29 protein-coding genes are annotated in these 26,722 nt (G+C 62.9%); 4 read left to right on the forward strand and 25 right to left on the reverse strand.

The features are described 5' to 3' along the window. Positions 1-118: 118 nt before the first annotated feature. Positions 119-958, reverse strand: coding sequence for an IclR family transcriptional regulator domain-containing protein (locus tag BLR94_RS20480; protein WP_084307822.1), 840 nt, complete (start codon positions 956-958; stop codon positions 119-121). 222 nt (positions 959-1,180) lie between these two features. Here BLR94_RS20480 and BLR94_RS20485 point away from each other — a divergent pair, with 222 nt between their 5' ends. Then, complete coding sequence (locus BLR94_RS20485) at positions 1,181-1,906, forward strand: siderophore-interacting protein (RefSeq protein ID WP_244158239.1); 726 nt, start codon at positions 1,181-1,183, stop codon at positions 1,904-1,906. Positions 1,907-2,309: 403 nt separating this feature from the next. On the opposite strand, the gene BLR94_RS20490 is transcribed toward BLR94_RS20485, so the two are convergent. From BLR94_RS20490 to ccmA, 10 genes are read right to left on the reverse strand one after another with little or no spacing between them, the layout of a single operon-like run. Next, positions 2,310-2,654 carry a hypothetical protein gene (locus BLR94_RS20490; protein ID WP_084307820.1) on the reverse strand — a complete coding sequence of 115 codons (345 nt, stop codon included), beginning with the start codon at positions 2,652-2,654 and terminating at the stop codon, positions 2,310-2,312. Next, a complete protein-coding gene (gene ccmI, locus BLR94_RS20495) occupies positions 2,651-3,859 on the reverse strand; it encodes a c-type cytochrome biogenesis protein CcmI (RefSeq protein WP_084307819.1) in 1,209 nt (402 codons plus the stop codon). Before ccmI ends, BLR94_RS20490 begins: the two co-directional genes overlap by 4 nt. Beyond that, on the reverse strand, positions 3,856-4,341 hold the full coding sequence (locus tag BLR94_RS20500) for a cytochrome c-type biogenesis protein (RefSeq protein WP_084307818.1): 486 nt from the start codon (positions 4,339-4,341) through the stop codon (positions 3,856-3,858). The genes ccmI and BLR94_RS20500 overlap by 4 nt, the downstream gene beginning before the upstream one ends. After that, the gene (locus tag BLR94_RS20505; protein WP_084307817.1) at positions 4,338-4,874 is read right to left on the reverse strand and encodes a DsbE family thiol:disulfide interchange protein; all 537 of its coding nucleotides are present in this window, start codon (positions 4,872-4,874) and stop codon (positions 4,338-4,340) included. The genes BLR94_RS20500 and BLR94_RS20505 overlap by 4 nt, the downstream gene beginning before the upstream one ends. After that, a complete protein-coding gene (locus BLR94_RS20510; protein ID WP_084307816.1) occupies positions 4,871-6,844 on the reverse strand; it encodes a heme lyase CcmF/NrfE family subunit in 1,974 nt (657 codons plus the stop codon). The genes BLR94_RS20505 and BLR94_RS20510 overlap by 4 nt, the downstream gene beginning before the upstream one ends. Next, positions 6,841-7,305, reverse strand: a complete 465-nt coding sequence (gene ccmE / locus BLR94_RS20515) for a cytochrome c maturation protein CcmE (protein ID WP_084307815.1) — start codon at positions 7,303-7,305, stop codon at positions 6,841-6,843. Before ccmE ends, BLR94_RS20510 begins: the two co-directional genes overlap by 4 nt. Beyond that, positions 7,302-7,478, reverse strand: coding sequence for a heme exporter protein CcmD (gene ccmD, locus BLR94_RS20520; RefSeq protein ID WP_084307814.1), 177 nt, complete (start codon positions 7,476-7,478; stop codon positions 7,302-7,304). The genes ccmE and ccmD overlap by 4 nt, the downstream gene beginning before the upstream one ends. After that, positions 7,475-8,233 (reverse strand): heme ABC transporter permease, encoded by a 759-nt coding sequence (locus tag BLR94_RS20525; RefSeq protein WP_175154251.1) that lies wholly within the window; start codon positions 8,231-8,233, stop codon positions 7,475-7,477. Before BLR94_RS20525 ends, ccmD begins: the two co-directional genes overlap by 4 nt. A gap of 60 nt (positions 8,234-8,293) precedes the next feature. Next, positions 8,294-8,965 carry a heme exporter protein CcmB gene (gene ccmB / locus BLR94_RS20530; RefSeq protein ID WP_084307812.1) on the reverse strand — a complete coding sequence of 224 codons (672 nt, stop codon included), beginning with the start codon at positions 8,963-8,965 and terminating at the stop codon, positions 8,294-8,296. Then, positions 8,962-9,597: a cytochrome c biogenesis heme-transporting ATPase CcmA gene (gene ccmA, locus BLR94_RS20535; protein WP_084307811.1), complete on the reverse strand. Its 636-nt coding sequence runs from the start codon at positions 9,595-9,597 to the stop codon at positions 8,962-8,964. The genes ccmB and ccmA overlap by 4 nt, the downstream gene beginning before the upstream one ends. A 131-nt stretch (positions 9,598-9,728) precedes the next feature. On the opposite strand from ccmA, the gene fliK reads away from it, so the two are divergent. Both fliK and BLR94_RS20545 read left to right on the forward strand, forming a co-directional pair. Next, complete coding sequence (fliK, locus tag BLR94_RS20540) at positions 9,729-11,273, forward strand: flagellar hook-length control protein FliK (protein ID WP_084307810.1); 1,545 nt, start codon at positions 9,729-9,731, stop codon at positions 11,271-11,273. Then, positions 11,270-11,611, forward strand: a complete 342-nt coding sequence (locus BLR94_RS20545) for an EscU/YscU/HrcU family type III secretion system export apparatus switch protein (RefSeq protein WP_084307809.1) — start codon at positions 11,270-11,272, stop codon at positions 11,609-11,611. The genes fliK and BLR94_RS20545 overlap by 4 nt, the downstream gene beginning before the upstream one ends. Before the next feature lie 55 nt (positions 11,612-11,666). On the opposite strand, the gene BLR94_RS20550 is transcribed toward BLR94_RS20545, so the two are convergent. The 14 genes from BLR94_RS20550 to flhA all read right to left on the reverse strand — a co-directional run bounded on the left by BLR94_RS20550 (position 11,667) and on the right by flhA (position 25,853). Next, positions 11,667-12,065: a DUF2802 domain-containing protein gene (locus tag BLR94_RS20550; RefSeq protein ID WP_084307808.1), complete on the reverse strand. Its 399-nt coding sequence runs from the start codon at positions 12,063-12,065 to the stop codon at positions 11,667-11,669. 1 nt (position 12,066) lies between these two features. Beyond that, entirely contained in the window at positions 12,067-12,546 is a 480-nt protein-coding gene (locus BLR94_RS20555) for a chemotaxis protein CheW (protein ID WP_084307807.1), read from the reverse strand. A gap of 90 nt (positions 12,547-12,636) precedes the next feature. After that, positions 12,637-13,461: a CheW domain-containing protein gene (locus BLR94_RS20560; protein ID WP_084307806.1), complete on the reverse strand. Its 825-nt coding sequence runs from the start codon at positions 13,459-13,461 to the stop codon at positions 12,637-12,639. Between the two features lie 92 nt (positions 13,462-13,553). Continuing rightward, on the reverse strand, positions 13,554-14,342 hold the full coding sequence (locus tag BLR94_RS20565; RefSeq protein ID WP_084307805.1) for a ParA family protein: 789 nt from the start codon (positions 14,340-14,342) through the stop codon (positions 13,554-13,556). 52 nt (positions 14,343-14,394) lie between these two features. After that, positions 14,395-15,270, reverse strand: a complete 876-nt coding sequence (gene motD / locus BLR94_RS20570; protein ID WP_084307804.1) for a flagellar motor protein MotD — start codon at positions 15,268-15,270, stop codon at positions 14,395-14,397. 2 nt (positions 15,271-15,272) lie between these two features. After that, positions 15,273-16,013 (reverse strand): flagellar motor protein, encoded by a 741-nt coding sequence (locus tag BLR94_RS20575; protein WP_084307803.1) that lies wholly within the window; start codon positions 16,011-16,013, stop codon positions 15,273-15,275. Then, on the reverse strand, positions 16,013-17,140 hold the full coding sequence (locus BLR94_RS20580; RefSeq protein ID WP_084307802.1) for a protein-glutamate methylesterase/protein-glutamine glutaminase: 1,128 nt from the start codon (positions 17,138-17,140) through the stop codon (positions 16,013-16,015). The genes BLR94_RS20575 and BLR94_RS20580 overlap by 1 nt, the downstream gene beginning before the upstream one ends. A gap of 42 nt (positions 17,141-17,182) precedes the next feature. Continuing rightward, positions 17,183-19,405 (reverse strand): chemotaxis protein CheA, encoded by a 2,223-nt coding sequence (locus tag BLR94_RS20585; RefSeq protein WP_084307801.1) that lies wholly within the window; start codon positions 19,403-19,405, stop codon positions 17,183-17,185. A gap of 11 nt (positions 19,406-19,416) precedes the next feature. Further along, entirely contained in the window at positions 19,417-20,205 is a 789-nt protein-coding gene (locus BLR94_RS20590) for a protein phosphatase CheZ (protein WP_084307800.1), read from the reverse strand. A gap of 19 nt (positions 20,206-20,224) precedes the next feature. Next, a complete protein-coding gene (locus BLR94_RS20595; RefSeq protein ID WP_175154250.1) occupies positions 20,225-20,599 on the reverse strand; it encodes a chemotaxis response regulator CheY in 375 nt (124 codons plus the stop codon). 152 nt (positions 20,600-20,751) lie between these two features. Beyond that, positions 20,752-21,495 (reverse strand): RNA polymerase sigma factor FliA, encoded by a 744-nt coding sequence (gene fliA, locus BLR94_RS20600; RefSeq protein WP_084307799.1) that lies wholly within the window; start codon positions 21,493-21,495, stop codon positions 20,752-20,754. Then, positions 21,492-22,322 (reverse strand): flagellar synthesis regulator FleN, encoded by an 831-nt coding sequence (gene fleN, locus BLR94_RS20605; RefSeq protein WP_175154249.1) that lies wholly within the window; start codon positions 22,320-22,322, stop codon positions 21,492-21,494. Before fleN ends, fliA begins: the two co-directional genes overlap by 4 nt. A 99-nt stretch (positions 22,323-22,421) precedes the next feature. Further along, on the reverse strand, positions 22,422-23,729 hold the full coding sequence (gene flhF, locus BLR94_RS20610) for a flagellar biosynthesis GTPase FlhF (protein ID WP_084307798.1): 1,308 nt from the start codon (positions 23,727-23,729) through the stop codon (positions 22,422-22,424). 15 nt (positions 23,730-23,744) lie between these two features. Next, positions 23,745-25,853, reverse strand: a complete 2,109-nt coding sequence (gene flhA / locus BLR94_RS20615; protein WP_084307797.1) for a flagellar biosynthesis protein FlhA — start codon at positions 25,851-25,853, stop codon at positions 23,745-23,747. Between the two features lie 254 nt (positions 25,854-26,107). Between flhA and sodC the strand changes: the two genes are divergently transcribed. Continuing rightward, positions 26,108-26,629 (forward strand): superoxide dismutase family protein, encoded by a 522-nt coding sequence (gene sodC / locus BLR94_RS20620; RefSeq protein ID WP_084307796.1) that lies wholly within the window; start codon positions 26,108-26,110, stop codon positions 26,627-26,629. Positions 26,630-26,722: the final 93 nt, after the last annotated feature.

Here is a 26,722-nt window from a genome sequence, read left to right on the forward strand (position 1 = left end):
GTATGGCAAAGGGATCGTGTCGCGCTCATTCCTGGGTATCGCTGCGCTCAACCCAGGCCACGGATTTCACGATCACTCCCAAGTAGCCGGGTCGAGCGAAGCGACACCCGGGGGAGCGCTATTGGAACAACCGCGTGCTCAATTCGTGGCTGGCTTCCAGCAGGATCGGCAGGAAGCGATTTTCCAGTTCCTGTCGCGAAACGCGCCCGACATGGGTACCGACATTCAGTGCCGCCAGCACCTGGCCGGCAGAATCCTTGAGCGGCACCGCGATGGAACGCAGGCTGACTTCCAGCTCCTGATCGATGATCACCCAGCCCTGACGGCGAATCTCTTCGATGTTGGCGCGCAAGTCTCCGGCCGTGTGCAAGGTACGGCTGGTCTTCACCTGCAGGTCGGCATGGCTCAGGTAGTCGTCCAGCGCCGCATCGCCTAGGGCGGCCAGTAGGATGCGGCCCATCGACGTGCAATAGGCCGGTAGCCGGCTACCCACGCTCAGGTCGACGGAAATCAGCCGCTGTGGCGTGGCCGAGCGAGCGATATAGAGAATCTCGTCTCCCTCCAGCGTGGCCATGGAGCAGGCCTCGTGCAACTGCTCGCTGAGGCGATCGAGTATCGGCTGGGCAGTGACCGCCATTGGCGTCGAGGACAGATAGGCGTGGCCCAGCGTCAGCACCTTGGGCAATAGCGAGTACACGCGCCCGTCGGTCGTCACGTAGCCCAGTTTCATCAGGGTATGCAGGCAGCGGCGTACAGCGGCACGGGGGATCTCCGTGCGATGGCTGATCTGCGCGATGGTCAGTTGCCGCTTGCGTTCCTGGAAGGCATGGATGACCGCCAGGCCACGCGCCAGGGACGTCATGAAGTTCGGGTCACCCGTGAATGCCTCGATACGCTTCGCTGGTGAAGCGATGATCGGCGGCGCCAGCGGACTCTGCAGTGAACGGGATTCGGCCATGGCTATCAACTCATCCTGACGATTTGAGCGATTATCGAACTGCGGTGCGATAATCGCAAGGCAATCGAAAACCATGGCCGGTAAGGCGCGGGGCACAGCCGGCACACGATCATCGCCAGACCGGCCTGTACGAAAAGCGTGCGGACGCAGGTACTCTTGGAACAGAACGTGGCAACAGGAGCGTAACCAGTGCCTTCGATACCCCGGAACATGGAACGGGTGATGCACCCCATCGTACGCCGCTGCCTGACGGTGGCCAGGGTAGCTCAGGTGACCCCGCGCATGCGCCGCGTGACCTTCACCGGCGAAGCGCTGCAAGGCTTCGTTTCCGAAGGCGCGGACGACCATATCAGGCTGCTCTTCGCCCGCGACGAGGATGAACAGCGCCGCCTCGATGATTTTCTCGCAGGCCGCGACGGCGAGCGACCGCTGACCCGGGACTACACGCCGCGCCGCCACGACCCGCAGGCTGGTGAACTGGACGTGGACTTCGTGCTGCACGGCGACGGCCCTGCCTCAAGCTGGGCAAGCCAGGCACAACCGGGCCAGCACCTGTACATCGCCGGTCCACGCAGTTCGCTGGTGGTGCCGGATATCTTCGACGCTTACCTGCTGATCGGCGACGAAACCGCCCTGCCCGCCATTGGCCGCTGGCTGGAAACGCTGGCCACTGGACGCTTGGCGACGGTACTGGTGGAGATCGAGAACGAGGCGGAGAAACAGCCACTGCCCAGCTTGGCCGACGTCGATCTGCATTGGCTGATTCGCGGCGAGCGCAGCCTGGTCGACGCCGCGCGCCAATTGCACAAGCCAGGGGGCGAGCTGTACGCCTGGGTCGCCTGCGAAGCCAATCATTCTCGCAAGGTTCGTCGCGTACTGATCGACGTGCATGGTATCGATGAGGAACGCATCAAGGCGGCGGGGTACTGGCGGCGGGATGACGGCTGATGCGAAACGCCAGTATTGGCGGGCTGAAGCCCACCCTTGTATCTCGACTACTGCCTCACGAGAGGCGATAGTTCCCGACTGATCATCGGGTGAGGAGCTGCAAGCCGTGTCCACCCTTAAGCCTCGAGCTTGCGACGTAGATGGCGCTGTTTTCATCCACCACCAAGGTTACCGAGTGGTGGACGGATAAAGCGTCGTCCACCCTACTCAATGGATACCGAATTAGCCCTTGCGAGGTAATGGGCAAGACGGTATCTACGCCGCTGAACACCTACCATTGCATCGCCCACAAGCCGGCTTCTACGACCGTAGGGTGGGTCACGCTTCATCGACCCACCAAGCCATTCAACGCGGTGGTGGCAGATGTTCATGCGGCATCGTACACCCGCGTCGAAGGCAACGCTTACTGGGCGTGATGGCGGTACAGCGCCGGCGGTACACCGCTGCTGTCCACGGATTGCCATGGGCCCTGCAAGGTGCCAGCCCAGCTCCAGCCATCGCTCCAGCGATAGAAGGTGCGTTCGCGGTAATAGGTGTCCTGCTCGGAGTCGACCACATAGACCCCCAACCCACCATCCCAATGGCTGGAGACGCCCGGTGGAGGTGCGAAGCGCGGGTGGGATTTGCTGACTGGCGGTGAACCAGCCGGTGCCGAGGGGCCATCGGTACCGGGCGCGGGGCTGTGCAAGGTACAGCCGGCGAGGCTCAACAGGGTGGCCGCAAGGGCAGCCGACATCAGTTTATTCATGGTTGTTTGCCGTCAGCGCTATCGATGATCAGGCGTTGCACGGTCTGGGTGGTGCTGGACAACGGTTGCCCCTGGCCGACCCACTCGCCGCTTTTCGCATCGCCGGCGCGCGAAATGCGCGCTACCAGTTGAACCTGGTCGAACGCGGAAAGTTTCAGTTGCGGCATCATCGCATCGCTGTCCGAGAGGCTGACCTGCGCCGGCAGATCGGCCACGCTCAGGCGCTTGACCGCCAACGGCATGGGCGGCCCGGATGCGGCACGGGCGAAGACGAACACCGTGTCGCCCGGCTGCACCTTGTCACGCAGCGCATCCGCCAGTTCGACACGCACCTGCAGCTTGCTGATTTGCGGTGTCTGCGCAGCGGCGCCAGCGCCGGCTTGCGGGTCGATTTCCTGACGGGCCCGGGCGATGCCGCCAGCGATTGCCTGACGAGACGGATCACCCTCGGGCAATACCGCGACGAGGCGCTCCCAATAACCGATGGCATCCTGGAAGCGCTGCTCCTCAAAGGCCGCGATACCCAGCAGGCCCAGGCTGGTCACTTCCTGCGGGTCGGCTTGCAGGGCTTCCGCCGTCAGCCTATCAAGCTGCGCGCTCCACCGCTTGTCACCGGCGAAATACAGGGCCTGGGCCCATTGCCCAAGCAGCTCGGGCTCGCGGCCAGCCACCGCCACCGCCTGCTCGAAGGCTCTGGCCGCATCCGCCGGGCGCTCCTGCACCATGTAGCTGCGGCCAAGGAAGTACCAGCCCTCGGCGGACTCCGGGTTGCCTTGCACGGCCTGCTCCAGGCGCGCGGTCATTTCCCCGACGTTGCGCGGCTCGCCAGTGAAGGCGCGGGCTCGCTCGACTTCAGCAATGGCGCCCCACTGCGCATAGAGCAGCACACCAAGCAGCGGCACCAGCAGGGTCGCGATCAGCGGCACGGTGCGCCCCAGACGACCGACCTTCATCTTGCCGGCGCCTTCGGTATCGGCAATCAGCTCACGCGCGGCCTCGTCACGGGCCGTCTGCAATCGGGCGTCATCCAGCGTTCCGGCCTGGTGCTGCTGCTCCAGCTCGCGCAGGCGCTCCTGGTACAGGGTGACGTTCAGGGCGGTGCGATCTTCCTCGGCCTGAACCTGGCGGCCGCGCAGCAGCGGAATCAGCAGAAAACTCATGGCGACCAGACACAGCAGGCCGGCGGACAACCAGAATTCGATCATGACTCTTTCTTATCCAGAGGCGCCTGCTCGAGCAGCTGCGCCAAACGTTGCTGTTCATCGCTCGACAGACCGGTGGAGACCTCCCCGCCAGACTTGCGGCGGCGCAGGACGATCACCCCGAGCAGCCCGAAGCCACCGAGCAAAAGCGCCGCCGGGCCATACCAGAGCAACAGCGTGCGGCGCGTGACCGGCGGCTTGTAGAGCACGAAATCACCATACCGGGCGACCAGGTAATCGATGATCTGCGCGTTACTGTCGCCCGCTTCGAGCATGCGGTAAATCTCGGCACGCAGGTCCATGGCGATCGGCGCGTCGGAATCGGCAATGTTCTGGTTCTGGCATTTCGGGCAGCGCAGTTCTTCGGTGAGCTGGCGGTAGCGGGTGCGCTCGGCCTCACTGGCGAACTCGTAGGTGTCGATGGCCGCGTGGGCCACACCGACCAGCACCAGCAACAGGGTCAATCCGGCGACAAGACGGCTCATCGCCCGGCCTCGTCGACCATCTGCTGATACAACGGCGCGAGCTTCTCACGCCAGATCGCCTCGTCGATCACGCCGACGAACTTGTGACGGATGATGCCCTTGGCGTCGACGAAGAAGGTCTCCGGCGCGCCGTACACGCCCAGATCCAGGCCCAGCGTACCCTTGGGGTCGCTGATGTTGAGCTGATAAGGGTCGTGGAAATCGCTCAGCCATTTCTGCGCGGCAGCGTTGTCGTCCTTGTAGTTGACGCCATGGATGTTCACGCCCATGGAGGCCAGCTTGTTGAGCACCGGGTGTTCGACCTTGCAGGCGACGCACCAGGTGGCCCAGACGTTGACCAGCGAAGGCTTGCCAAGCAGGTTCTCCTGGCTGATCGGTTCGCCGCCCTGCACTGCCGGCAGCGAGAACGCCGGGAACGGCTTGTCGATCAGCGCCGACGGCAGCTCTGCAGGGTCGAGAAACAGGCCGCGGTAGAGAAACACCGCCACGCCCAGGAAGATCAGCAGCGGCAGCAACAGAATCAGCCGTCTCATGCGCGTGCCTCCTGCAGGCCCAGTGCGTCACGTACGCGCGTCCTGACCTTCATCCGGTAGCGTTTGTCAGCGGCGGCGAGAAAGCCGCCGAAGCCCATCATCAGGGCACCCAGCCAGATCCAGCGCACGAAGGGCTTGATATGTACGCGCACCGCCCAGGCGCCCTGCTCCAGTGGCTCGCCGAGAGCGACGAACAGGTCGCGGGTCAATCCGGCATTGATGCCCGCCTCGGTCATCATCGACCGCTGCACGGTATAAAGACGTTTCTCCGGGTGCAGCACAGCAATCTGCCGCTCGCCGTCGAAGACACGCACCGTGCCACGGTCGGAGATGAAGTTCGGCCCTTCATGATGCGCTGCACCTTCGAACACGAACCGGTAACCACCCAGTTCCACCGCATCGCCCGGTGCCATGCGCATGTCACGCTCGAAGCTGCCGAGGCTGGTGAGGATCACGCCCAGTGCGCACACCGCCAGGCCCAGGTGCGCCAGTTGCATGCCCCAGTAGCTGCGACCAAGGCTGGCCATGCCCTTGAACAGGCCCTTGTGGCGGGTCTTGTCCTGAATGTCGCGCAGCCCGGCCAGGGTCACCCAAGCGGCCAGCAGGCAAACGCCGAGTACCGCCCAGTGGAAATCACCCCATAGCCAACTGGCCAGCAACGCCAGGGCCACGCTGGCGACCAGCACCGGCGCGAGCATCCCGAGCAGCCAGCGTAGCGGCGTGTCCTTCCAGCGCACCAGTACGCCAACGGCGAGCACCGCCATCAGCAAGCCCATCAGGGGTACGAACAGCGCATTGAAATAAGGCGGACCGACCGACAGCTTGGCGCCGCTCAGGGCATCCAGCACCAGCGGATAGAGGGTGCCGAGCAGAATCATCGAGGCCGCCACCACCAGAATCAGGTTATTGGCCAGCAGCAGGGTTTCCCGTGACCACAGGCTGAAGCCAACCTGGCTGCGTACCACGGGGGCGCGCAAGGCGAACAGGGTCAGCGAGCCGCCGACCACCAGCAGCAGGAACGCCAGGATGAACACACCACGCTCCGGGTCGCTGGCGAACGCGTGCACCGAGGTCAGCACACCGGAACGAACCAGGAAGGTACCCAGCAGGCTCAGGGAGAACGCGGCAATGGCGAGCAATACCGTCCAGCTCTTGAATACCCCGCGCTTCTCGGTCACGGCCAGGGAGTGGATCAGCGCGGTTCCGACCAGCCAGGGCATGAACGAGGCGTTCTCCACCGGATCCCAGAACCACCAGCCGCCCCAGCCCAGTTCGTAGTAGGCCCACCAGGAGCCAAGGGCGATGCCGATGCCGAGAAAGGCCCAGGCGACGATGGTCCAGGGACGCGACCAGCGCGCCCAGGCGGCGTCCAGCTTGCCGCCAAGCAACGCGGCAATGGCGAAGGCGAAGGCCACGGAAAAGCCCACGTAACCCATGTAGAGCATCGGCGGGTGAATGATCAGGCCGAAATCCTGCAGCAGCGGATTGAGATCACGACCATCGGCGGGCACGTTCGGCAGCAGGCGAGTGAACGGGTTGGAGGTGATGATCAGAAACAGCAGGAAGCCGACGCTGATGATACCCATCACACCCAGCACACGGGCGAGCATCTCTTCCGGCAGCTGTCGGGAAAAGATCGCCACGGCGAAGGTCCAGCCACCGAGGATCAACGCCCAGAGCAGCAGTGAACCCTCGTGGGCGCCCCATACCGCGCTGAATTTGTAATACCAGGGCAGCGCGGTATTGGAGTTCTGCGCCACGTAGGCCACGGAGAAATCGTCGGCCATGAAGGAGTAAGTGAGACAGGCGAAGGCGAAGGCCAGGAAGGCGAACTGCCCCCAGGCGGCGGGTTGCGCCAGGCTCATCCACTGGCGGTCACCTCGCCAGGCGCCAACCAGCGGCAGGGTCGCCTGCACCAGGGCCAGGCACAGGGCCAGGATCATCGCCAGATGGCCGAGTTCGGGAATCATTGCGCGGCCTCCCCGGCCTTTTCGTAGTGCCTGTTCATGCCACTCTGCTCCAGGGCCTGCTTGACCTCGGGCGGCATGTAGTTCTCATCGTGCTTGGCCAGCACCTCGTCGGCGAGCAGCAGGCCGCCGTCATCGACCGTGCCCATGGCGACGATGCCCTGCCCCTCGCGAAACAGATCCGGCAGGATGCCGTGGTAGCGGATGGTGACCCGCGCGACGCCATCGGTGACCACGAAGTCGGTCTGCAGCGAGTCGCTGGAACGTTTCACCGAGCCCTTCTCCACCAGGCCGCCAGCACGAATGCGAGTGTCCACCGGCGCCTCGCCCTTGGCGATCTGCGTCGGCGTGTAGAACAGGTTGATGTTCTGTTGCAGCGCGCTCAAGGCCAGCGCGACCGCGATAGCGACTCCAGCGATGATCGCCAGGACGATGAACAGGCGCTTCTTGCGTACAGCGTTCAACGCGACGCCTCCCGGCGCAGCCGACGCGCCTCATCCTGCAGGTGGCGGCGCCGCGCATGCAGTGGCAACAGTACGTTGAGCACCAGCACGGCCATGCAGATGCCGTAGGCCGACCAGACATAAAGGCCGTGGTTACCCATGGCGAGAAACTCTGCGAATGACCCGAAGCTCATCGGTTACCCTCCAACTGCGCGCGGATTTCGGCTTTCACCCAACTGCTGCGTGCCTCGCGGCGCAACAGGTCGAGGCGCATGCGCATCAGCAGCACGGCGGCGAAGAAGCAATAGAAGCCCAGCACCATGATCAGCAGTGGCAGCCACATCTGCATGGGCATCGCCGGTTTGTCGATGACGCTGAAGGTGGCTGGCTGGTGCAGGGTGTTCCACCACTCCACCGAATATTTGATGATCGGCACGTTGATCACCCCGACCACCGCCAGCACGGCACAGGCCTTGGCGGCACTGTCGCGGTTGCTGATCGCCTGGCCGAGGGCGATGACACCGAAATACAGGAACAGCAGGATCAGCATCGACGTCAGGCGCGCATCCCAGATCCAGTAGGTGCCCCAGGTCGGCTTGCCCCACAGCGCGCCGCTGATCAGCGCGATGGCGGTCATCCAGGCGCCGATGGGCGCGGCCTGCTGCAGGGCGACATCGGCCAGCTTCATCTTCCAGACCAGGCCGACCAGGCCGACCACGGCAAGCATCACGTAGATCGACTGGGCCAGGAACGCGGCTGGCACGTGGATATAGATGATCCGGAAACTGTTGCCCTGCTGATAATCAGGCGGCGCGAAGGCCAGGCCCCAGACCGTACCCACGACCAGCAGCACGGCAGCGGCAATCGCCAGCCCGGGCAGCCAGCGGCCACTGATCTCGTAGAACCATTTGGGCGAGCCCAGCTTGTGAAACCATGTCCAATTCATCAGGTCACTCATCATTCTCCGAGGTAGGGGCCATCGCTGGCCATCCTCGATAGCACGGTTGAATCATTCGCCGACACTGATGGTCAGGCCCGCAGCAATGGCGAATGGTGTCAGCGTTGCTGTCAGTGCGGTCAGGCTGGCCAGCCACAAGAGGTGGCCGACCACCGGCAACCCCTGCAGACTCGCCTGCAAGGCCCCACTGCCGAGAATCAGCACCGGGATGTACAAGGGTAAAATAAGCAACGCCAGCAGCAACCCGCCGCGCTTGAGCCCTACGGTGAGGGCAGCACCGATGGCGCCGAGCAGGCTGAGAACCGGCGTGCCCAGCAGCAGGGAGGCGAGCAGCACGGGCAGGCAGCGAGCCGGCAGCCCAAGCATCAAGGCCAGCAAGGGCGACAGCAGCACCAGGGCCAGGCCGGAAAACAGCCAGTGCGCACAGACCTTGGCCAGCACCAGCAGCGCCAAGGGGTGTGAGGAAAGCACCCACTGTTCCAGGGAGCCGTCTTCAAAGTCGCTGCGAAACAGGCCATCGAGGGACAGCAGCACCGCCAGCAAGGCCGCCACCCACACCAGACCAGGCGAGAGGCTTTGCAGCAGTTGCGTTTGCGGCCCGACGGCCAGCGGGAACAGGGCGATGACGATAGCGAAGAACACCAGTGGATTGGCCAGCTCTGCAGGGCGCCGACACAGCAGACGCGCCTCGCGCATGACCAGTAGCATAAATACACTGCTCATGCGGCGAGCTGTCCCAGATCAAGGTCGCGATAACCAGCCGGCTGGTTGCTCAGACTGTGGTGGGTCGTCAGGATCACCAGGCCACCCTGCCGGCAATGCGCGGCCAGGTGGTTTTCCAGTTGGCTCACGGCCTGCTTGTCGAGGGCGGTGAAGGGCTCATCGAGAATCCACAGCGGCGGGCTGTCGAGATGCAGCCGTGCCAGTGCCACACGGCGCTGCTGGCCGGCCGAGAGGGTATGGCAGGGCACGTCCTCGAAACCGCGCAGCCCGACGGCCTGGAGGGCCTGCCAGATCTGCTCGCGGCTCGCGGGTCGATGCAGGGCGCACAACCAGGCGAGATTTTCCTCGGCACTGAGCAACCCTTTTATACCGGCAGCGTGACCGATCCACAGCAGGTCACTGGCCAGATCACCGCTGCGGGTGCCGAGCGGCTGGCCCTTGAGGCGAATTTGCCCGGAGGTGGGTTGTCTCAATCCAGCGAGCACACGCAACAGACTGGTCTTGCCGCTGCCATTGGGGCCGGAGACCTGCAGCATCTGCCCTGCGTCCAGCTGGATATCCAGATTCTCGAACAGCAGACGCCAATCCCGTTCGCAGGAAAGTGCCGTTGCTTCGAGAAAGGGGCTGCTCACAGCGCGGACACCTGGTTCAAGTCGTGACGATTGTGGCCGCTATAATGGTGCGGACGTTTGAAGTGGCCGGAATTATACATGCCCGACAAGCACACCCGCAGTGCGCTTTTGGCTAAAGAGTATGAGACTTAATGACCGAGATCAGTGGATCGCGTCCTATCGCCGCAGCACCTCCCGTTAGCAGGCCGCTAGTCAATGCCGCCGACCTGGCGGTCAAGCTCCTGCAGCCCCTCGACGGCCTGATGAGCAGTGGCGAGAGTGCCAAGGCAGAGGTACTCAGTCTCAAGGAGGTGGCGCAGAGCTTCCAGTTGATGCTGCGAGTGACCCTGGACAGCGGCCGCCAGGCGACGTTGCAGGCCAACAGCTTGCAACCCATCGCACAAGGCACGCCCTTGGCGGTCACGGTGTTGTCGGAATCGCGTCTGACCCTCGCGGTTCTGGGCAGCGGCAGCGCACCATTGACCAGCATCGATCTCGAGCAACTGCCGGTCGGCACGCTGTTGCAAGGCAAGGTCGTCGCCCAGGAAGCACTACCCACGCAAACGGCGCAGACGGTCTTCAAGGTGCTGGTGAACCTGCTCAACACTCCCTTGGCGGGCAGCAAGCTGAGCCTGGAAACCCCCCTCGACCTGCCTATCGGCAGCCTGCTCAGCGCCCGCGTTCAGGGTGATCAGTCACTGGCGTTTCTGCCCTTGAGCGGCAGACTCGATCAATTGGCGTTGCTTCAGCAACTCGGTGGTCAGCACACTCGCCAGGGCTCGTTGGAGGGTTTGTTATCCGCCTTGAAGGGGCTGGGCGATCAATCCGGCATGCCCGATGGCCTGCGTGGCAGTATCGACAAGCTGCTCGGCGCATTGCCGAGTGGCGAGCAACTGAGTAGTGGCAAAGGCCTCATGCAGGCGCTGGAAAACAGCGGCCTGTTTCTCGAAAGCAAACTGCTGGCGGGCCAGCCCGGCGCGCTGGGTACCGACATGAAGGCCAACCTGCTGCGGCTGGTCAGCCAATTGCTGCCCTTGCTACCGGGATCCGCGCCTCTGGCCGCGGCGACGCTATCGAACGCGGCCATGACCCAGGCGCTCCCCGCCTTCGCCCGTAACATCCTTGGCAATATCGGGCAAAGCAGCGGCCGCCAGCAGGCCACGAGTTTTCCACTGCCCAGCCGCCTGCTGCAGGCCATGGAGGGCGAGGCCGACCTGGAAGCGCTGCTCAAGCTGGCGGCCGCCGCCATTTCTCGCCTGCAGACCCACCAATTGTCCAGCCTGGCACAGAGCGAGACCGGGCCGGACGGCGCGCAAGTGACGACGTGGCAGATAGAGGTGCCCATGCGCAACCAGCACGAGCTGGTGCCACTGCAGGTGAAGATCCAGCATGAAGAACCCGCCCCGTCCGCCAAACAGGATCCCAAGGAAGCCCTCTGGCGTATCGACCTGGCGTTCGACCTGGATCCCCTCGGCCCACTGCAGGTGCAGGCGCAACTCGCCCACGGCAGCCTGTCCAGCCAGCTCTGGGCCGAACGCGCCAGTACCGCCGGCCTGATCGACCGTGAACTGGGCAACCTGCGCGAGCGCCTGGTAACGGCCGGACTTACCGTCGGTGATCTGGTCTGTAGCCAGGGCACGCCACCCCAAGGGCCGAAAACCTCACTGGAACAGCGCTGGGTCGATGAAACCGCATGAATCGTAAAGCTCCCCGCCAAGCCATCGCCCTCACCTATGACGGCCAGAGCGCTCCTAATCTAAGTGCCAAGGGCGACGACGAACTGGCCGAGGCGATACTCGCCATCGCCCGCGCTCACGACGTGCCGATCTACGAGAATGCCGAGTTGGTGCGCCTGCTGGCACGCCTGGAGCTCGGCGAAGCGATACCCGAGCAGTTGTACCGCTGCATCGCCGAGATCATTGCATTCGCCTGGTACCTGACAGGCAAGTACCCGCCCGGCTTCGACCCACGCGGCAAACCCAGGGAAGGGCCGCAGTTGCTCAGTGGGCCGGATCACAAGAGCAACCGGCATTAGGTCGGCGACAGAACGCACTCTGGTCGATGGCGCTGAAGCGTAGCGATACGAGGTGCTAGGAACGGCGCGCCTGGTGCAGTTTGGCGACCAGTTCTGCTTCGGCCTTGCTGAGGCCGCAGGAGTGGGTGAGGTCGTCAGCACTGGCGCCCATGCCGACCAAGCGTGCTGCCTGGGTGAACGACAGGCTGGTGGGGTCACGCTGCTCGATCTGGGTCAGCTTGTCCGGCAGCGGCGCTACAGTGCGACGCAGCTCATGGAGCTCTTCGCCCATGCGGATGCTGCCGGTCAGGTAGGTGTCAAGGCGCTTGTTCAGCTCGCGGATACGCTGGTCACGCTGGGCATCGCGCTCGGCCTGCAATTGGCTGGCCAGGCGCAGACGGCCCGCTAGCCACACGCAGGCCCCCACCAGGCCGGCACAGGCCAGCGCGAGCACGATCAGCGCGGCCTCGAGCACCTCAGATGCTCTCCAGCTCCGACCATTCTTCTTCGGTCATCATCTTGTCCAGCTCGACCAGAATCAGCAACTCGCCGTTCTTGTTGCAGACGCCCTGGATGAACTTGGCCGACTCGTCATTACCGACATTGGGTGCGGTTTCAACTTCTGACTGACGCAGATAGACCACTTCGGCCACGCTATCGACGAGAATGCCCACGACCTGTTTGTCCGCCTCGATGATGACGATGCGGGTGTTGTCGGTGACGTCGGACGAGTCCAGGCCGAAACGCTGGCGCGTGTCGATCACGGTGACCACGTTGCCACGCAGATTGATGATCCCCAGCACATAGCTCGGCGCCCCCGGCACCGGGGCGATTTCCGTGTAGCGCAGCACTTCCTGCACCTGCATCACGTTGATACCGTAGCTTTCGTTGTCCAGCCGGAACGTGACCCACTGCAGGATCGGATCTTCAGCGCCTTGTGCAGAGTTTTTCTTCATGGCCTAGCCTCGTCATTGACCGCGTGGGCGGTGTGCGGTATTCCCGCTGTTCAATCGGCCGCACGCGTCTTGGGGCGTGCAGCCTGGTAATCAGTGTACCTGTCCGTTGCCCATGCGCTTGGTCGCGCCGCTGGCGATCAACTCGGCCAGTGCGGAGACGTCCAGCAGCGCGCACATGTGCTCGATCACCGTGCCCGCCAGCCAAGGCCGTTGGGCACGCTGGCTGCGCCATTTGATTTCGTCGGGGTTCAAACGAATCGAACGACTGACCTGATGAACGGCCAGCCCCCATTCATAGCCCTGAACGGATATCACGTACTGCAGGCCCTGACGGAAGTCGTCCCGGTAACGATCCGGCATCACCCAGCGCGCGGTATCGAGCACCTTCAGGTTGCCTGACTGTGATGGCAGTATGCCCAGAAACCAGTCCGGTTGGCCAAACAAAGGTGTCAGATCCTGGCCGGCCAGGGGATAGATCGAGCCCAGGCACACCAGCGGCACCGCTAGCGTCAGGCCAGCGACGTCGAACAACAGGCATTCGAAGGGCTCCTGCGCCCAGTCGGGACGACCATCGGCCAGCACGGAAGCGATCTGTGCCGCCGGGCGATAAACCTCGGCCAACGGCTCGACCAGCGGCGGCATGCTGATCGGCTCTACGCTGATCGCAGGGGGTGCTTCCACGACTGGCGCGACGACGATCTCCGCCTCGCGCGGCAGGGCCGGTAAGCGAACCTCGCCGCGCGGCGCCAATCGGGCGTCGCGGATCTGCTCTTCACGCACGGCCGCCTCGAACTCATCGAGGCTGCTTTCGGACAGCTCCTGCTCCAGTTCGACTGCGGCGTCCTGCAGCAACCCGTCGAGGTATGACTGCAGCGCCAGTTGCGGCCGTGTGGCGATGGCGGTGGAACGACTCATGAATGCAACCCACAATGAAGACCTGTATGAGCTATCGGCCGCAGGGGCGGCAGACTTGAGGCAGTTCGCGCAGAATAACCAGGCATTGCCGATCAGGCCACCTGAGATGCGGGCTGTTGCGCCAGTAAATGCTTGAGCAAGGCGCGATAGGCAAGGGTGCCGCGGCTGTTGCCATCGAAACGCGAAGGCGTGAGCCCTGCACGGCTGGCATCACGCAACCGGGTATCCACCGGAATGTAGGCTTGCCAGAGGTGCTCGGGGTAGCTGCTCTTGAGCAGCCGCAGGGTAGACATCGATGCCTGGGTACGACGGTCGAACAGGGTCGGCACGATGGTATAAGGCAACGCCTGCTTGCGCGAACGGTTGATCATCGCCAGGGTGCTGACCATGCGCTCGAGGCCTTTTACGGCCAGAAACTCGGTCTGCACGGGAATCACCAGTTGCTGACTGGCGGCCAGCGCGTTGACCATCAACACCCCAAGCAAGGGCGGACTGTCGATTACCGCATGGTCGAAATCCTGCCACAGCTGCGCCAGGCTCTTGGCGACCACCAGACCCAAGCCGCTCTGCCCAGGCGACTGACGCTCCAGGGTGGCCAGCGCCGTGCTCGACGGCAGCAGGGAAATGCGTTCATGGCTGGTCGGCAGCAACAATTGCTGTGGCAGCCCCTGGGGTACGCTGCCCTGGTGCAGGAACAGGTCGAAGACGCTGTGTTCGAGGCTGTCGGGGTCATGGCCGAAATAGCTGGTCATCGATCCGTGCGGATCGAGATCGACCACCACCACACGTTTGCCTGCGTCGGCCAGCAGGCCGGCAAGAGCGATGGACGTGGTGGTCTTACCCACACCGCCTTTTTGATTGGCTACAGCCCAAACTCTCATACTCTTCATCCTCCCGGAGCAGGCTAAGCCTGGCCGAGACTGAGTGCCCGCTTCATTGCACAGGCGACGGGGAATTGACGGCACCATTGGCTGGCGCCTGTACTGCAGGCGCTGAAGCAGGTTGCGTGCCAGCCCGCTGCATCGCCGCGTCAGGCTGGGCATTGGCGCTGCCCACCCCGCTCACACTACGCCGCACGTCGAGATTCCGCGAGACGACCAGCACCACCCGGCGGTTACGCGCCCTACCCTCTGCAGTGGCGTTGTCGGCTACCGGCTGAAATTCGCCATAGCCTACGGCCGCCATGCGTGACGGATCGACACCATCCATCGCAAGCATCCGCACGATGCTGGCTGCGCGGGCAGTCGACAATTCCCAGTTGGTCGGGAACTGCGCCGTGTTGATGGGCTGGTTGTCGGTAAAGCCCTCGACATGCACGGGATTACCGTAGGGCGCCAGGATCTTGGCAATTTTCTCGATGATTTCGAAGGCTGCGTCATCGGGCAACGCATCGCCACTGGGAAACAGCAGGCCGGAGCTCAATTCGATCTCAATCCATAACTCATTGCCGCGCACTTTGAGCTGGTCGCTCTGCAGCAGCCCGCCAAAGGCATCGCGTACGCTGGCGGCAATATTATCAAGGGTCGAGGCAGCGATCTGCTGGGCTGCTTCCTCATCATTGGTCATGGAGCGATCCGGCTCAGTGGTACGCGGTCGCTCATCACCCACCGCAATAGGCTTGATGGAGCGATCCGGCTGGTTGAAGACGCCGGTCAGGGTTTCCGAGAGAATCTTGTACTTGCCCTCGTTGATCGAGGAAATCGAATACATCACCACGAAAAAGGCGAACAGCAGCGTGATGAAGTCGGCGTAGGACACCAGCCAGCGCTCGTGATTCTCGTGCTCTTCATGACGGCGTCGACGAGCCATTGTCAGTTCATGAAGCCTTGCAGCTTCAACTCGATGGAGCGCGGGTTCTCACCCTCGCCGATGGACAGAATGCCTTCGAGGAGCATTTCCCGATAAGCCGATTGGCGCAAGGCCACGGATTTGAGCTTGTTGCCCACCGGCAACAGGAACAGGTTGGCAAACGCCACCCCGTAGATGGTGGCGACGAAGGCGACGGCGATCCCACCGCCGAGCAGGCTGGGATCGGCGAGATTGCCCATCACGTGAATCAAGCCCATGACCGCGCCGATGATGCCGATGGTCGGCGCGTAGCCGCCCATGCACTCGAAGAACCTGGCGGCCTGTATGTCGCGGTTCTCCTGGGTATACAGGTCAACCTCGAGAATACTGCGAATGGCCTCCGGCTCGGCGCCATCGACCAGTAACTGCAGCCCTTTACGTGCGTAAGGGTCGGCTTCGCCGTCCGCCACCACCTCGAGGCCCAGAAGCCCCTCCTTGCGTGCGGTCATGCTCCAGTTCACCACCCGGTCGATACCACCAGGCAAGTCGATCTGCGGGGGAAAGAAGATCCAGCGCAGGATGCCCACGGCGCGCTTGAACACCGCGACCGGAGTCTGCAACAACGCCGCCCCCAATGTACCGCCGATGACGATCAGTGCCGCCGGGCCATTGAGCAGTGCCGAGACATGACCGCCTTCCAGGTAGTTGCCGCCGAGGATGGCGACGAATGCCAGAATGACACCGATCAGGCTCAGTACATCCATCAGAGACAGGCCTCGACCAGATGCCGGCCGATATCATCCAGCGGATAAACGGCATCGGCCAGGTCGGCTTTCACAATCGCCATGGGCATGCCGTAGATCACGCAACTGGCCTCGTCCTGTGCCCACACCTGGCTGCCGCCCTGTTTGAGCAGGCGAGCGCCTTCTCTACCATCGGCGCCCATGCCGGTGAGCACCACCGCCAGCACCTTGTCGTTGTAGGACTTGGCCGCCGACCCGAAGGTGATATCCACGCACGGCTTGTAGTTCAGGCGCTCGTCGCCGGGCAGGATACGAATGGTACCGCGCCCGTCGATCATCATCTGCTTGCCGCCCGGGGCGAGGATGGCCAGGCCTGGACGCAGCATGTCGCCGTCCTCGGCCTCCTTGACGCTGATCTTGCAGAGCTTGTCCAGGCGCTCGGCAAAGGCCTTGGTGAAGGCTGCCGGCATGTGCTGGATCAATACGATCGGGGTCGGGAAATTCGCCGGTAACTGGGTCAGCACCCGCTGCAGTGCGACCGGCCCGCCAGTCGACGTCCCGATCGCCACCAGCCTGTAGGCCTTGCGCTTGGGCGTGGCACTGGCGGCAGCCGGGTGACGCTCGGCCGGCGCATGGCTGACGCTTGACTGTGGACGCGCCACGGGTGCAGGCGTGCTTGAAGTACCGGCAGGTCGGCTCAGGCTACCGCCGGCAGGAGGCGTCAGGGACGCCGCGCCGATCCCCCGGCGGTTGCTGCGCGAAATGCTGTGTACCTTCTCGCACAACAGTTGCTTGACCTTCTCCGGGTTTCGCGAGATGTCCTCGAAATTCTTCGGCAGGAAATCCACCGCACCGGCATCCAGTGCATCGAGGGTGACCCGGGCGCCTTCGTGGGTGAGCGAGGAGAACATCAACACCGGAGTCGGGCAACGCTGCATGATGCTGCGCACGGCGGTGATGCCATCCATCAACGGCATCTCGTAGTCCATGGTGATCACGTCCGGCTTGAGAGCCAGCGCCTGATCGATGGCTTCACGTCCGTTGGTGGCCGTACCGACCACGGTGATGTTGGGGTCGGACGAGAGGATCTCCGAAACCCTGCGGCGAAAGAAGCCGGAGTCGTCGACCACCAGTACCTTGACAACCATAAACACTCCTAAGCGACACGGCAGACGCCATGCCGCGGATGATCAGATACGCCGTGCGTAGCGCTTGAGCATACTGGGCACATCGAGAATCAGGGCGATACGGCCATCGCCGGTGATGGTCGCACCGGACATACCAGGCGTTCCCTGCAGCATTTTGCCCAGCGGCTTGATCACCACCTCTTCCTGGCCGACCAGTTGGTCGACGACGAATCCGATGCGCTGATTGCCGACCGTAAGGATCACCACATGGCCTTCGCCCTGCTCCTCATGAGCCGCCTTGCGCACCAGCCAGCGCTTGAGATAGAACAGCGGCAGCGCCTTGTCGCGGACAATCACCACCTCCTGGCCGTCGACCACGTTGGTGCGCGACAGGTCGAGGTGAAAGATCTCGTTGACGTTGACCAGCGGGAAGGCGAATGCCTGGTTGCCGAGCATCACCATCAACGTGGGCATGATCGCCAGGGTCAGCGGCACCTTGATGACGATCTTCGAACCCTGGCCCTTCTGCGAGAACACGTTGACGGTGCCGTTGAGCTGGGAAATCTTGGTCTTCACCACGTCCATGCCGACCCCCCGGCCGGACACGTCGGAGATCTCGGTCTTGGTCGAGAAGCCGGGTGCGAAGATCAGGTTGTAGCACTCCAGATCGGTCAGGCGGTCGGCGGCGTCCTTGTCGAGCAAGCCCTTTTCCACGGCCTTGCTGCGCAGCACGTCGGCATCCATACCCTTGCCGTCATCGGTGATCATCAGCAGGATGTGGTCGCCTTCCTGCTCGGCGGACAACACCACGCGGCCGGTGCGCGACTTGCCGGCGGCTTCACGTTCCTCCGGGTTTTCCACGCCGTGGTCGACCGCGTTGCGCACCAGGTGGACCAGCGGATCGGCCAGGGCCTCGACGAGGTTCTTGTCGAGGTCGGTCTCTTCACCGACCAGCTCCAGGTTGATCTCTTTCTTCAACTGGCGGGCCAAGTCGCGCACCAGGCGCGGGAAGCGCCCGAAGACCTTCTTGATCGGCTGCATGCGGGTCTTCATGACCGATGTCTGCAGATCGGCGGTGACCACGTCGAGGTTGGACACAGCCTTGGACATGGCCTCGTCGCCACTGTTGAGCCCCAGGCGGACCAGGCGGTTACGCACCAGTACCAGCTCACCGACCATGTTCATGATTTCATCCAGACGCGCGGTGTCGACCCGTACGGTGGTTTCCGCTTCACTCGCTGGCGCAGCGGCAGCCGGTGCGGGTGCAGCAGGTGCCGCCTTGGCAACGGGCGCAGGAGCGGCCTTGGCGGCTACCGGTGCAGCAGGTTTGGCCACAGGCTTCACCGCCGGGGTCGGAGCTGGCGCGGGACTCGGGGCTACGGCAACAGGTGCTATCTCCGTCGGCTCGACGAACTTGCCTTTACCATGCAACTGGTCGAGTAGCGCTTCGAACTCGTCATCGGTGATTTCATCGCTCTGTGCCGCAGAACTGGCCGGCTCAGAAGGCGCAGCGGGCGCCGGAGCCTCTACTGCTGCGGCGACGAACTGGCCTTTGCCGTGCAACTGATCAAGCAGGGCTTCGAATTCGTCATCGCTGATCTCATCGCCGTTGCCGCTGCTCGAAACGCTCGCTGACGCAGGTGCCGGCGCTTGCACGGCTGCCACCGCAGGAGCTGCGAACTGCCCCTTGCCATGCAACTGGTCGAGCAGCGACTCGAACTCGTCATCGCTGATTTCATCACCCGAAGCGCTGGCCTGGGGTTGCGGCTCGTCATCCAGGGCGTCGAGCAACTGCTCGAACTCGCTGTCGGTGATGTCACTGGCCGCCTCAGCCGCCGACCCGGTCACTTCGACTGGAGCGACCAGCGCTGGCGCAGCGGCAGCGGGCTGGGCGCTGGCGGGTTCGGCCAAGCGCGCGAGCGCAGCCAGCAGCTCGGGAGAGGCTGGGGTCGGCTCGGCGCGCTCACGCACTTCGGCGAACATGCCGTTGACGGCATCCAGCGCCTCGAGTACCACGTCCATCAACTCCGAGTCGACACGACGCTCACCCTTGCGCAGGATGTCGAACACGTTCTCGGCAATGTGGCAGCACTCCACCAGCTCGTTGAGCTGCAAGAACCCGGCACCACCCTTTACCGTGTGAAATCCACGAAAAATTGCATTGAGCAGGTTCATATCGTCCGGCCGGCTTTCCAGCTCCACCAACTGCTCGGACAACTGCTCGAGAATCTCGCCGGCCTCTACCAGGAAATCCTGGAGAATTTCTTCATCGGCGCCGAAGCTCATATGACGTGCTCCTAAAATCCCAGGCTGGACAGCAAATCGTCGACGTCGTCCTGGGAAGACGCGACATCATCACGCTTATCGGCATGAATCTGCGGACCTTCACCATGGGACGCAGGTTTTTCTTTGTTTTGCTCGGCACGCAATTGTTCATGGTTGTGGTCAATACCGGCGAAACGATCGACCTGGCTGGCCATCAGCACCAGTTTCAGCAGATTGCTCTCGACCTCTGTCACCAGTTGCGTGACGCGCTTGATCACCTGCCCGGTCAGGTCCTGATAGTCCTGCGCCAATAAAATGTCGTTCAGGTGTCCGGACAGCTTGCTGCTGTCGCGCTGGCTGCGCGCCAGGAACAGCTCGATGCGCTTGGCCAGTTCGCGAAACGCGTCGGCGCCCATCTCGCGGCGCATGAACCGCGCCCAGTCCTCGCTCAGGGCATCCGCTTCGCTGCTCAGGTCATTGATCAGGGGTGCACTCTGCTCGACCAGGTCCATGGTGCGGTTGGCGGCACGCTCGGTCATGGTCACCACATAATTGAGGCGATCGGTGGCGTCGGAGATCTGCGAGATTTCCTTGGCGTGAGGCATCCGGGGATCGAGCTGAAAATTGACGATGGCGTTGTGAAGCTCACGGGTGAGCTTGCCGACTTCGTGGTAAAGACCCCGGTCGCGCGCCTTGTTCAGTTCATTGATCAGCTGTACCGCTTCGCCAAAATTGCCCTGTTCAAGACTGTTGACCAGTTGGCGTGCATTGCTTTTCAGAGTCGACTCGAGGTCGGCCTCTTTCGAATCATCATGTTCCATAACAACCTCGCGGCAGACATCAGCCGTTGACCCGCTCGAAGATTTTCTCGATCTTTTCCTTGAGCACCTGGGCAGTGAATGGCTTGACCACATAGCCGTTCACACCGGCCTGGGCGGCCTCGATGATCTGATCACGCTTGGCTTCTGCCGTTACCATCAGCACGGGCATCTGCTTCAGGCGTTCATCGGCACGCACGGCGCGCAGCAGATCGATGCCACTCATGCCCGGCATGTTCCAGTCGGTGACCAGAAAGTCGAAGCTACCGCTTTGCAGCATCGGCAATGCGGTGGTGCCGTCGTCGGCTTCCGCCGTGTTGGTGAACCCCAGATCCCGCAAGAGGTTCTTGATGATCCGTCGCATCGTCGAGAAATCATCGACGATGAGGATTTTCATGTTCTTGTCCAAGTCGACCTCCGTACAGTCCTAAAACGCTCCAGCATTCCGGAGCGCTTATAAATCGTGAAACCGGCCTGGCGGAACGCCGCAAACCTATTGCGCCCGGCTTTGCTGCGTTCACTGTGCATGTCCAGCGCCTACAAATTTCCCTATGCGCGCCATTCCACCAACCGCGCGCGTAAACGCGCGGCACACTGACTGTGCAATTGGCTGACCCGCGACTCACTCACCCCCAGAACCTCGCCGATCTCCTTGAGGTTCAATTCCTCGTCGTAATACAGCGATAACACCAACCGCTCACGCTCCGGCAGGTTGCTGATGGCATCGACCAGAGCCGCCTGGAACCGATCGTCTTCCAGTTCATGCGAAGGGCCGTGGTGCAGGGAATTCGTGTCTTCCTGCAGCCCGCCACTTTCGCCTTCCTGCAACAGGTCGTCGAAACTGAACAGACGGCTGCCCAAAGTGTCGCCAAGAATGCCGTAGTAATCTTCGAGACTCAATTGGAGTTCGGCAGCAACCTCCTGATCTTTAGCGTCTCGCCCGGTTCGGGCCTCGATTTTTCGGATCGCGTCACTGACCATACGCGTGTTGCGGTGTACCGAGCGTGGCGCCCAGTCACCCTTGCGCACCTCGTCGAGCATGGCGCCACGGATACGGATGCCGGCGAACGTCTCGAAACTGGCACCCTTGCCAGCGTCGTATTTGCGCGACGCTTCGAGCAAACCGATCATCCCGGCCTGAATCAGATCGTCCACCTGCACGTTGGCGGGCAACCGCGCCAAGAGGTGGTAGGCAATGCGTTTGACCAGCGGGGCGTAGCGTTCGATCAACTGATGCTGCGAATCTCTTGCTGTTGCCTTGCTGTACATACGGAGTCCAGAGGCTGTCGTCATACAGCCGTGTCTGCAGTCGGTTGATGCACCAGGCGCTCAACGAAAAATTCCAGATGGCCTCGCGGGTTGGCCGGTAACGGCCACGCATCAACCTTCTGGGCAATCGCCTTGAACGCCAGCGCGCACTTCGAACGAGGGAACGCCTCATACACCGCACGTTGTTTCTGTACGGCCTTGCGTACCGATTCGTCGTAGGGCACCGCACCCACATACTGCAGCGCGACGTCCAGAAAACGGTCGGTCACCTTGGTCAGCTTAGCAAACAGATTACGGCCTTCCTGGGGGCTATGCGCCATATTGGCAAGTACCCGGAAACGGTTCATGCCGTGGTCACGGTTGAGGAGCTTGATCAGCGCGTAGGCATCGGTGATCGAGGTGGGCTCGTCGCACACCACCACCAGCACTTCCTGGGCGGCACGCACGAAACTCACCACCGAGTCGCCGATACCCGCTGCGGTATCCACGATCAGCACGTCGAGGTTGTCGCTGATGTCGCTGAATGCCTGGATCAGGCCGGCATGCTGCATGGGGCTGAGCTGCACCATGCTCTGGGTACCGGAGGCCGCGGGCACGATGCGAATGCCGCCAGGGCCCTGCAACACCACGTCGCGAAGTTCGCACTGGCCGTCGATGACATCGGCCAGGGTACGCTTGGCGGTCAGGCCGAGCAGCACGTCGACGTTGGCCAAGCCCAGGTCGGCATCCATGAGCATGACGCGCCGACCGAGGTCTGCCAGCGCCAGCGACAAGTTCACCGACACATTGGTCTTGCCAACGCCGCCTTTGCCGCCAGTCACCGCGATCACCTGTACGGGATGCATACCCATTTTATCTACACACCTTATCTAACCTTCGCTTTAAGCCATTAGCGAGCCATTGTGCGCTGTCGAGGGAAGCGCAACCAGCCCTTCGCCACATCCGCCCGTTCATCCTGCGCGTCGTGTCGGGTCCTGGTACAGACCGGCGAACATATCGGCCATCGTATCCTCACTCGGCTCATCCGGCGCCTGCAGCCCAACGGCACGGCTGACCAGCTGATGGCTGCGCGGCACATGGACATCGTCCGGTATCCGCGGGCCGTCTGCCAGATAGGCTACCGGTAGACGGTGGCTAATAGCCAGACCCAATACCTCGCCCATGCTGGTGGCTTCGTCCAGTTTACTCAGAATGCAGCCGGCCAGCCCACATCGCTTGTAGCTGTGATACGCCGCCTTGAGCACCTGCGCCTGGCTGGTAGCGGCCAACACCAGATAATTACGCGCGTTCACCCCGCGGCTCGCCAGTGTTTCCAGCTGCATGCGCAGCGCAGGATCATTGGCCGGCAGGCCGGCCGTATCGATGAGCACCACACGCTTGCGTGCCAGCGGCGCCAGCGCCTGCGTCAAGGACTGGCCGGGATCCACGTGGGTCACTGATACGCCCAGGATACGCCCGAGGGTCTTGAGTTGTTCCTGGGCGCCGATGCGGTAGCTGTCCATGCTTACCAGAGCGATGTTCGCCGCACCGTACTTGAGTACATAGCGGGCCGCGAGCTTGGCCAGGGTGGTGGTCTTGCCCATGCCGGCCGGGCCGACCAGGGCGATGACACCGCCCTCGTCCATCGGTTCCTGCTTGGGCGTCTGAATCGAATGGGCCAGGTGCGCCAGGACCATGCGCCAGGCCTGGCGTTGATCGCTCAGGGTGGCGACGCGCTCGAGCAGCGTGCGGGCCAGTTCGGCAGGCAGGCCCATGCGTTGCAGGCGGCGCCACAGGGTGGCCTGCTGCGGGCGACGGGCCTGCAACTGGCCCCAGGCCATGGAGCCCATCTGCATCTCGATCAGCTCACGCAGGCCATGCAATTCGGAGCGCATGGATTCCAGGGCGGACTGGTCGACCGAGGCCGACGTCGACCTCTTCTGCTGGCGTTCGAGCACCGCGTCCAGGCTGTCGGCAGGCGTCTTGCCGGGGGCGTCGGCGAACATCTGACGGTCCTTGCCGGCATCCAGCTGCGCGCGCGTGCTCAACTCAGCCTGAGCGGAGGCGATACGCGACTGGGTCTTGCGCAGCTCGGCCTCCAGCGCCGGATTGGGCTGCCGCGCCGGCGGAGGCGCCACTTGATAATCGAGTGCGGCCGTCAACTCCACACCACCGGCCACACGGCGATTGCCGATGATGGTCGCGTCGGCGCCCAGTTCATCGCGTACCAGTTTCATGGCTTGGCGCATATCGGCGGCAAAAAAGCGTTTGACCTGCATGGCCCGTACCCTCGATTAGTTCTGCCCCACCGTCGCAACGATGGTGACCTGCTTGTTGTCCGGAATCTCCTGGTACGCCAGAACATGCATGCTCGGGACGGCCAACCGGGCGAAACGCGAGAGCATTCCCCGAACCGGCCCGGCCGCCAGCAGAATCACCGGCTTGCCAAGCATCTCCTGACGCTGCGCTGCTTCCACCAGGGAACGTTGCAGCTTCTCGGCCATGCCAGGCTCCAGGAGGATGCCATCCTCGGAGCCTTGACCGGCCTTCTGAAGACTATTTAGCAATATCTGTTCCAACCTTGGTTCAAGGGTGATCACAGGCAGCTCGGGCTCTAGTCCCACGATGTTCTGCACGATTGCCCGGGCCAGCGAGACACGGACCGCAGCCACCATGGCGGCGGGATCTTGACTCCTCGGTGCGACGTTGGCGATGGCTTCGGCGATGGTACGGATGTCACGCACTGGTACCTGCTCCTGCAGCAGTGCCTGCAGCACCTTGAGCAGGGTCGACAGGGAAATCAGCCCAGGCACCAACTCTTCGGCGAGTTTTGGCGAGCTTTTCGCCAGCAATTGCATCAGTTGCTGGACTTCTTCGTGGCCGAGCAACTCGTGGGCATGCTTGTGCAGCACCTGATTGAGGTGCGTCGCGACCACGGTACTGGCATCCACCACCGTGTAACCGAGGGATTGCGCCTGGTCACGCTGGCCCGGATCGATCCACACCGCATCCAGACCGAATGCCGGATCTTTGGCGGCGACGCCGTTGAGGGTGCCGAACACCTGACCCGGATTGATCGCCAGCTCGCGCTCCGGATAGACCTCGGCCTCGGCGACGCTGACCCCCATGAGCGTCAGGCGATAGGCGTTGGGTTGCAGGTCGAGGTTGTCGCGGATATGCACGGACGGCATCAGGAAGCCCATCTCTTGGGAAAGCTTCTTGCGTACCCCCTTGATGCGCGCCAGCAATTGCCCGCCCTGGTTGCGGTCGACCAGCGGAATCAGCCGGTAACCGACTTCCAGACCGACCATGTCCACCGGCATCACGTCATCCCAGCCCAGCTCCTTGACCTCCTGAGCACGCTGCGCCGGCAGCAGTTCCTGCTGGCGCTGCACTTCCTGGACTTCGGCCTCCTTGGTCTTGCGCTGTTTGTTGGCGATCCAGTAGGCGGCACCTGCAGCGATCAGGCCCAGGCTGATGAAGGACATGTGCGGCATGCCGGGCACCAGACCCATGGCGATCATGATCGCGGCGGAAACAGCCAGTGCGCGGGGCGAAGCGAACATCTGACGGTTGACCTGGGCGCCCATGTCTTCGGAGCTGGAAACCCGGGTCACCATGATCGCGGCAGCGGTCGACAGCAGCAGCGACGGGATCTGCGCCACCAGGCCGTCACCGATGGTCAGCAGGGTGTAGATGCGGCCGGCGTCGCCGAAGCTCAGGCCGTGCTGCAGCATACCGATGGCCATACCGCCGATCAGGTTGATGAACAGGATCAGCAGGCCGGCGACGGCATCACCACGAACGAATTTGCTGGCACCGTCCATGGAACCGTAGAAGTCGGCTTCCTGAGCGACTTCGCTGCGGCGCTTCTTGGCTTCCACCTGATCGATGAGGCCGGCGTTGAGATCGGCATCGATGGCCATCTGCTTGCCGGGCATGGCATCCAGGGTGAAACGTGCACTGACTTCGGAGATGCGCCCCGCACCCTTGGTCACCACCACGAAGTTGATGATCATGAGGATGGCGAACACCACGATACCAACGACGTAGTTACCGCCGATCACCACCTCGCCGAACGCCTGAATAACCTTACCGGCAGCGTCGTGGCCATCCTGGCCGTGCAGCAGCACCACCCGCGTGGAGGCCACGTTGAGCGCCAGGCGCAGCAGGGTCGCGGCCAGCAGAATGGTCGGGAACACCGCGAAATCCAGTGGCCGCAAGGCGTAGATGGCCACCAGCAGCACGACGATCGACAAGGCGATACTGAAGGTGAACAGCACGTCGAGCAGAAACGGCGGAATCGGCAGCATGACCATGGCGAGCATGACCAGCAGCAACAGCGGAATGCCGAGATTGCCGTTGCGCAACCCGGACAGGTTGCTGCGAACGTTGCCAATCATTTGTGCGCGATCTACTGCCACGTGGTTACCCCGGCTGATTCAATCTTTTGACGCCTCGACGCCCTTGCTGCCGGTGTTTGCAAGAACCTTTCCAACTCGCTAAAAAGCGCTAAATCACTGTCAGGTAACGCGGGTTCGCTGGCCTGCGACCGATATCCCGGAAGGCGAAAACACGAACCACGCGGGCGAACGCGAGTCCCACCCCCAGTGGGCGACGGTTTGCCCATGGATTTTCCGTCCTCGAGGAGTCACCTATGAAACGCTGGATGATGGCCGCATTGGCCAGTTGCTGCGCCGCTGGCCTGCAGGCCGCCGACCTGACGGTCGATCTCAACGCCGTGGACGCCAAGGGCGTCGGCACTTCGGTTGGCAAGGTGGTGATCAGTCAGAGCCCCCATGGCGTGGTTTTCACCCCGGATCTGCATGATCTGCAGCCAGGCGTGCATGGTTTCCACGTGCACAGCAAGCCCAGTTGCGACCCGGCACCCAAGGACGGCCAACCGTCTGCCGCCGAAGCCGCTGGCGGTCACTGGGATCCACAGAACACCGGCAAGCACGGCCTGCCTTGGGGTGATGGTCATCTGGGCGACCTGCCTGCCCTGCTGGTCACCGCGGACGGCAAGGCCAACCAGCCCGTGCTGGCTCCACGAATCAAGCAGGTAGGCGACCTGAAGAACCTGACACTGATGGTTCATGCCGGTGGCGATAATCATGCCGATCATCCGAAGCCGCTGGGCGGTGGCGGTGCTCGCGTAGCCTGTGGGGTCATCAAGTAATCACCGGCAATGCCTGCCTGGACTGGACTCAGGCAGGCACAGGGTTTTGCCGGTCGGAGCAACGCCCGACGATCCTGTGGCCGATGGCGGCTG

The sequence above is a fragment of the Phytopseudomonas flavescens genome (assembly GCF_900100535.1).
Lineage (GTDB): Bacteria > Pseudomonadota > Gammaproteobacteria > Pseudomonadales > Pseudomonadaceae > Aquipseudomonas > Aquipseudomonas flavescens.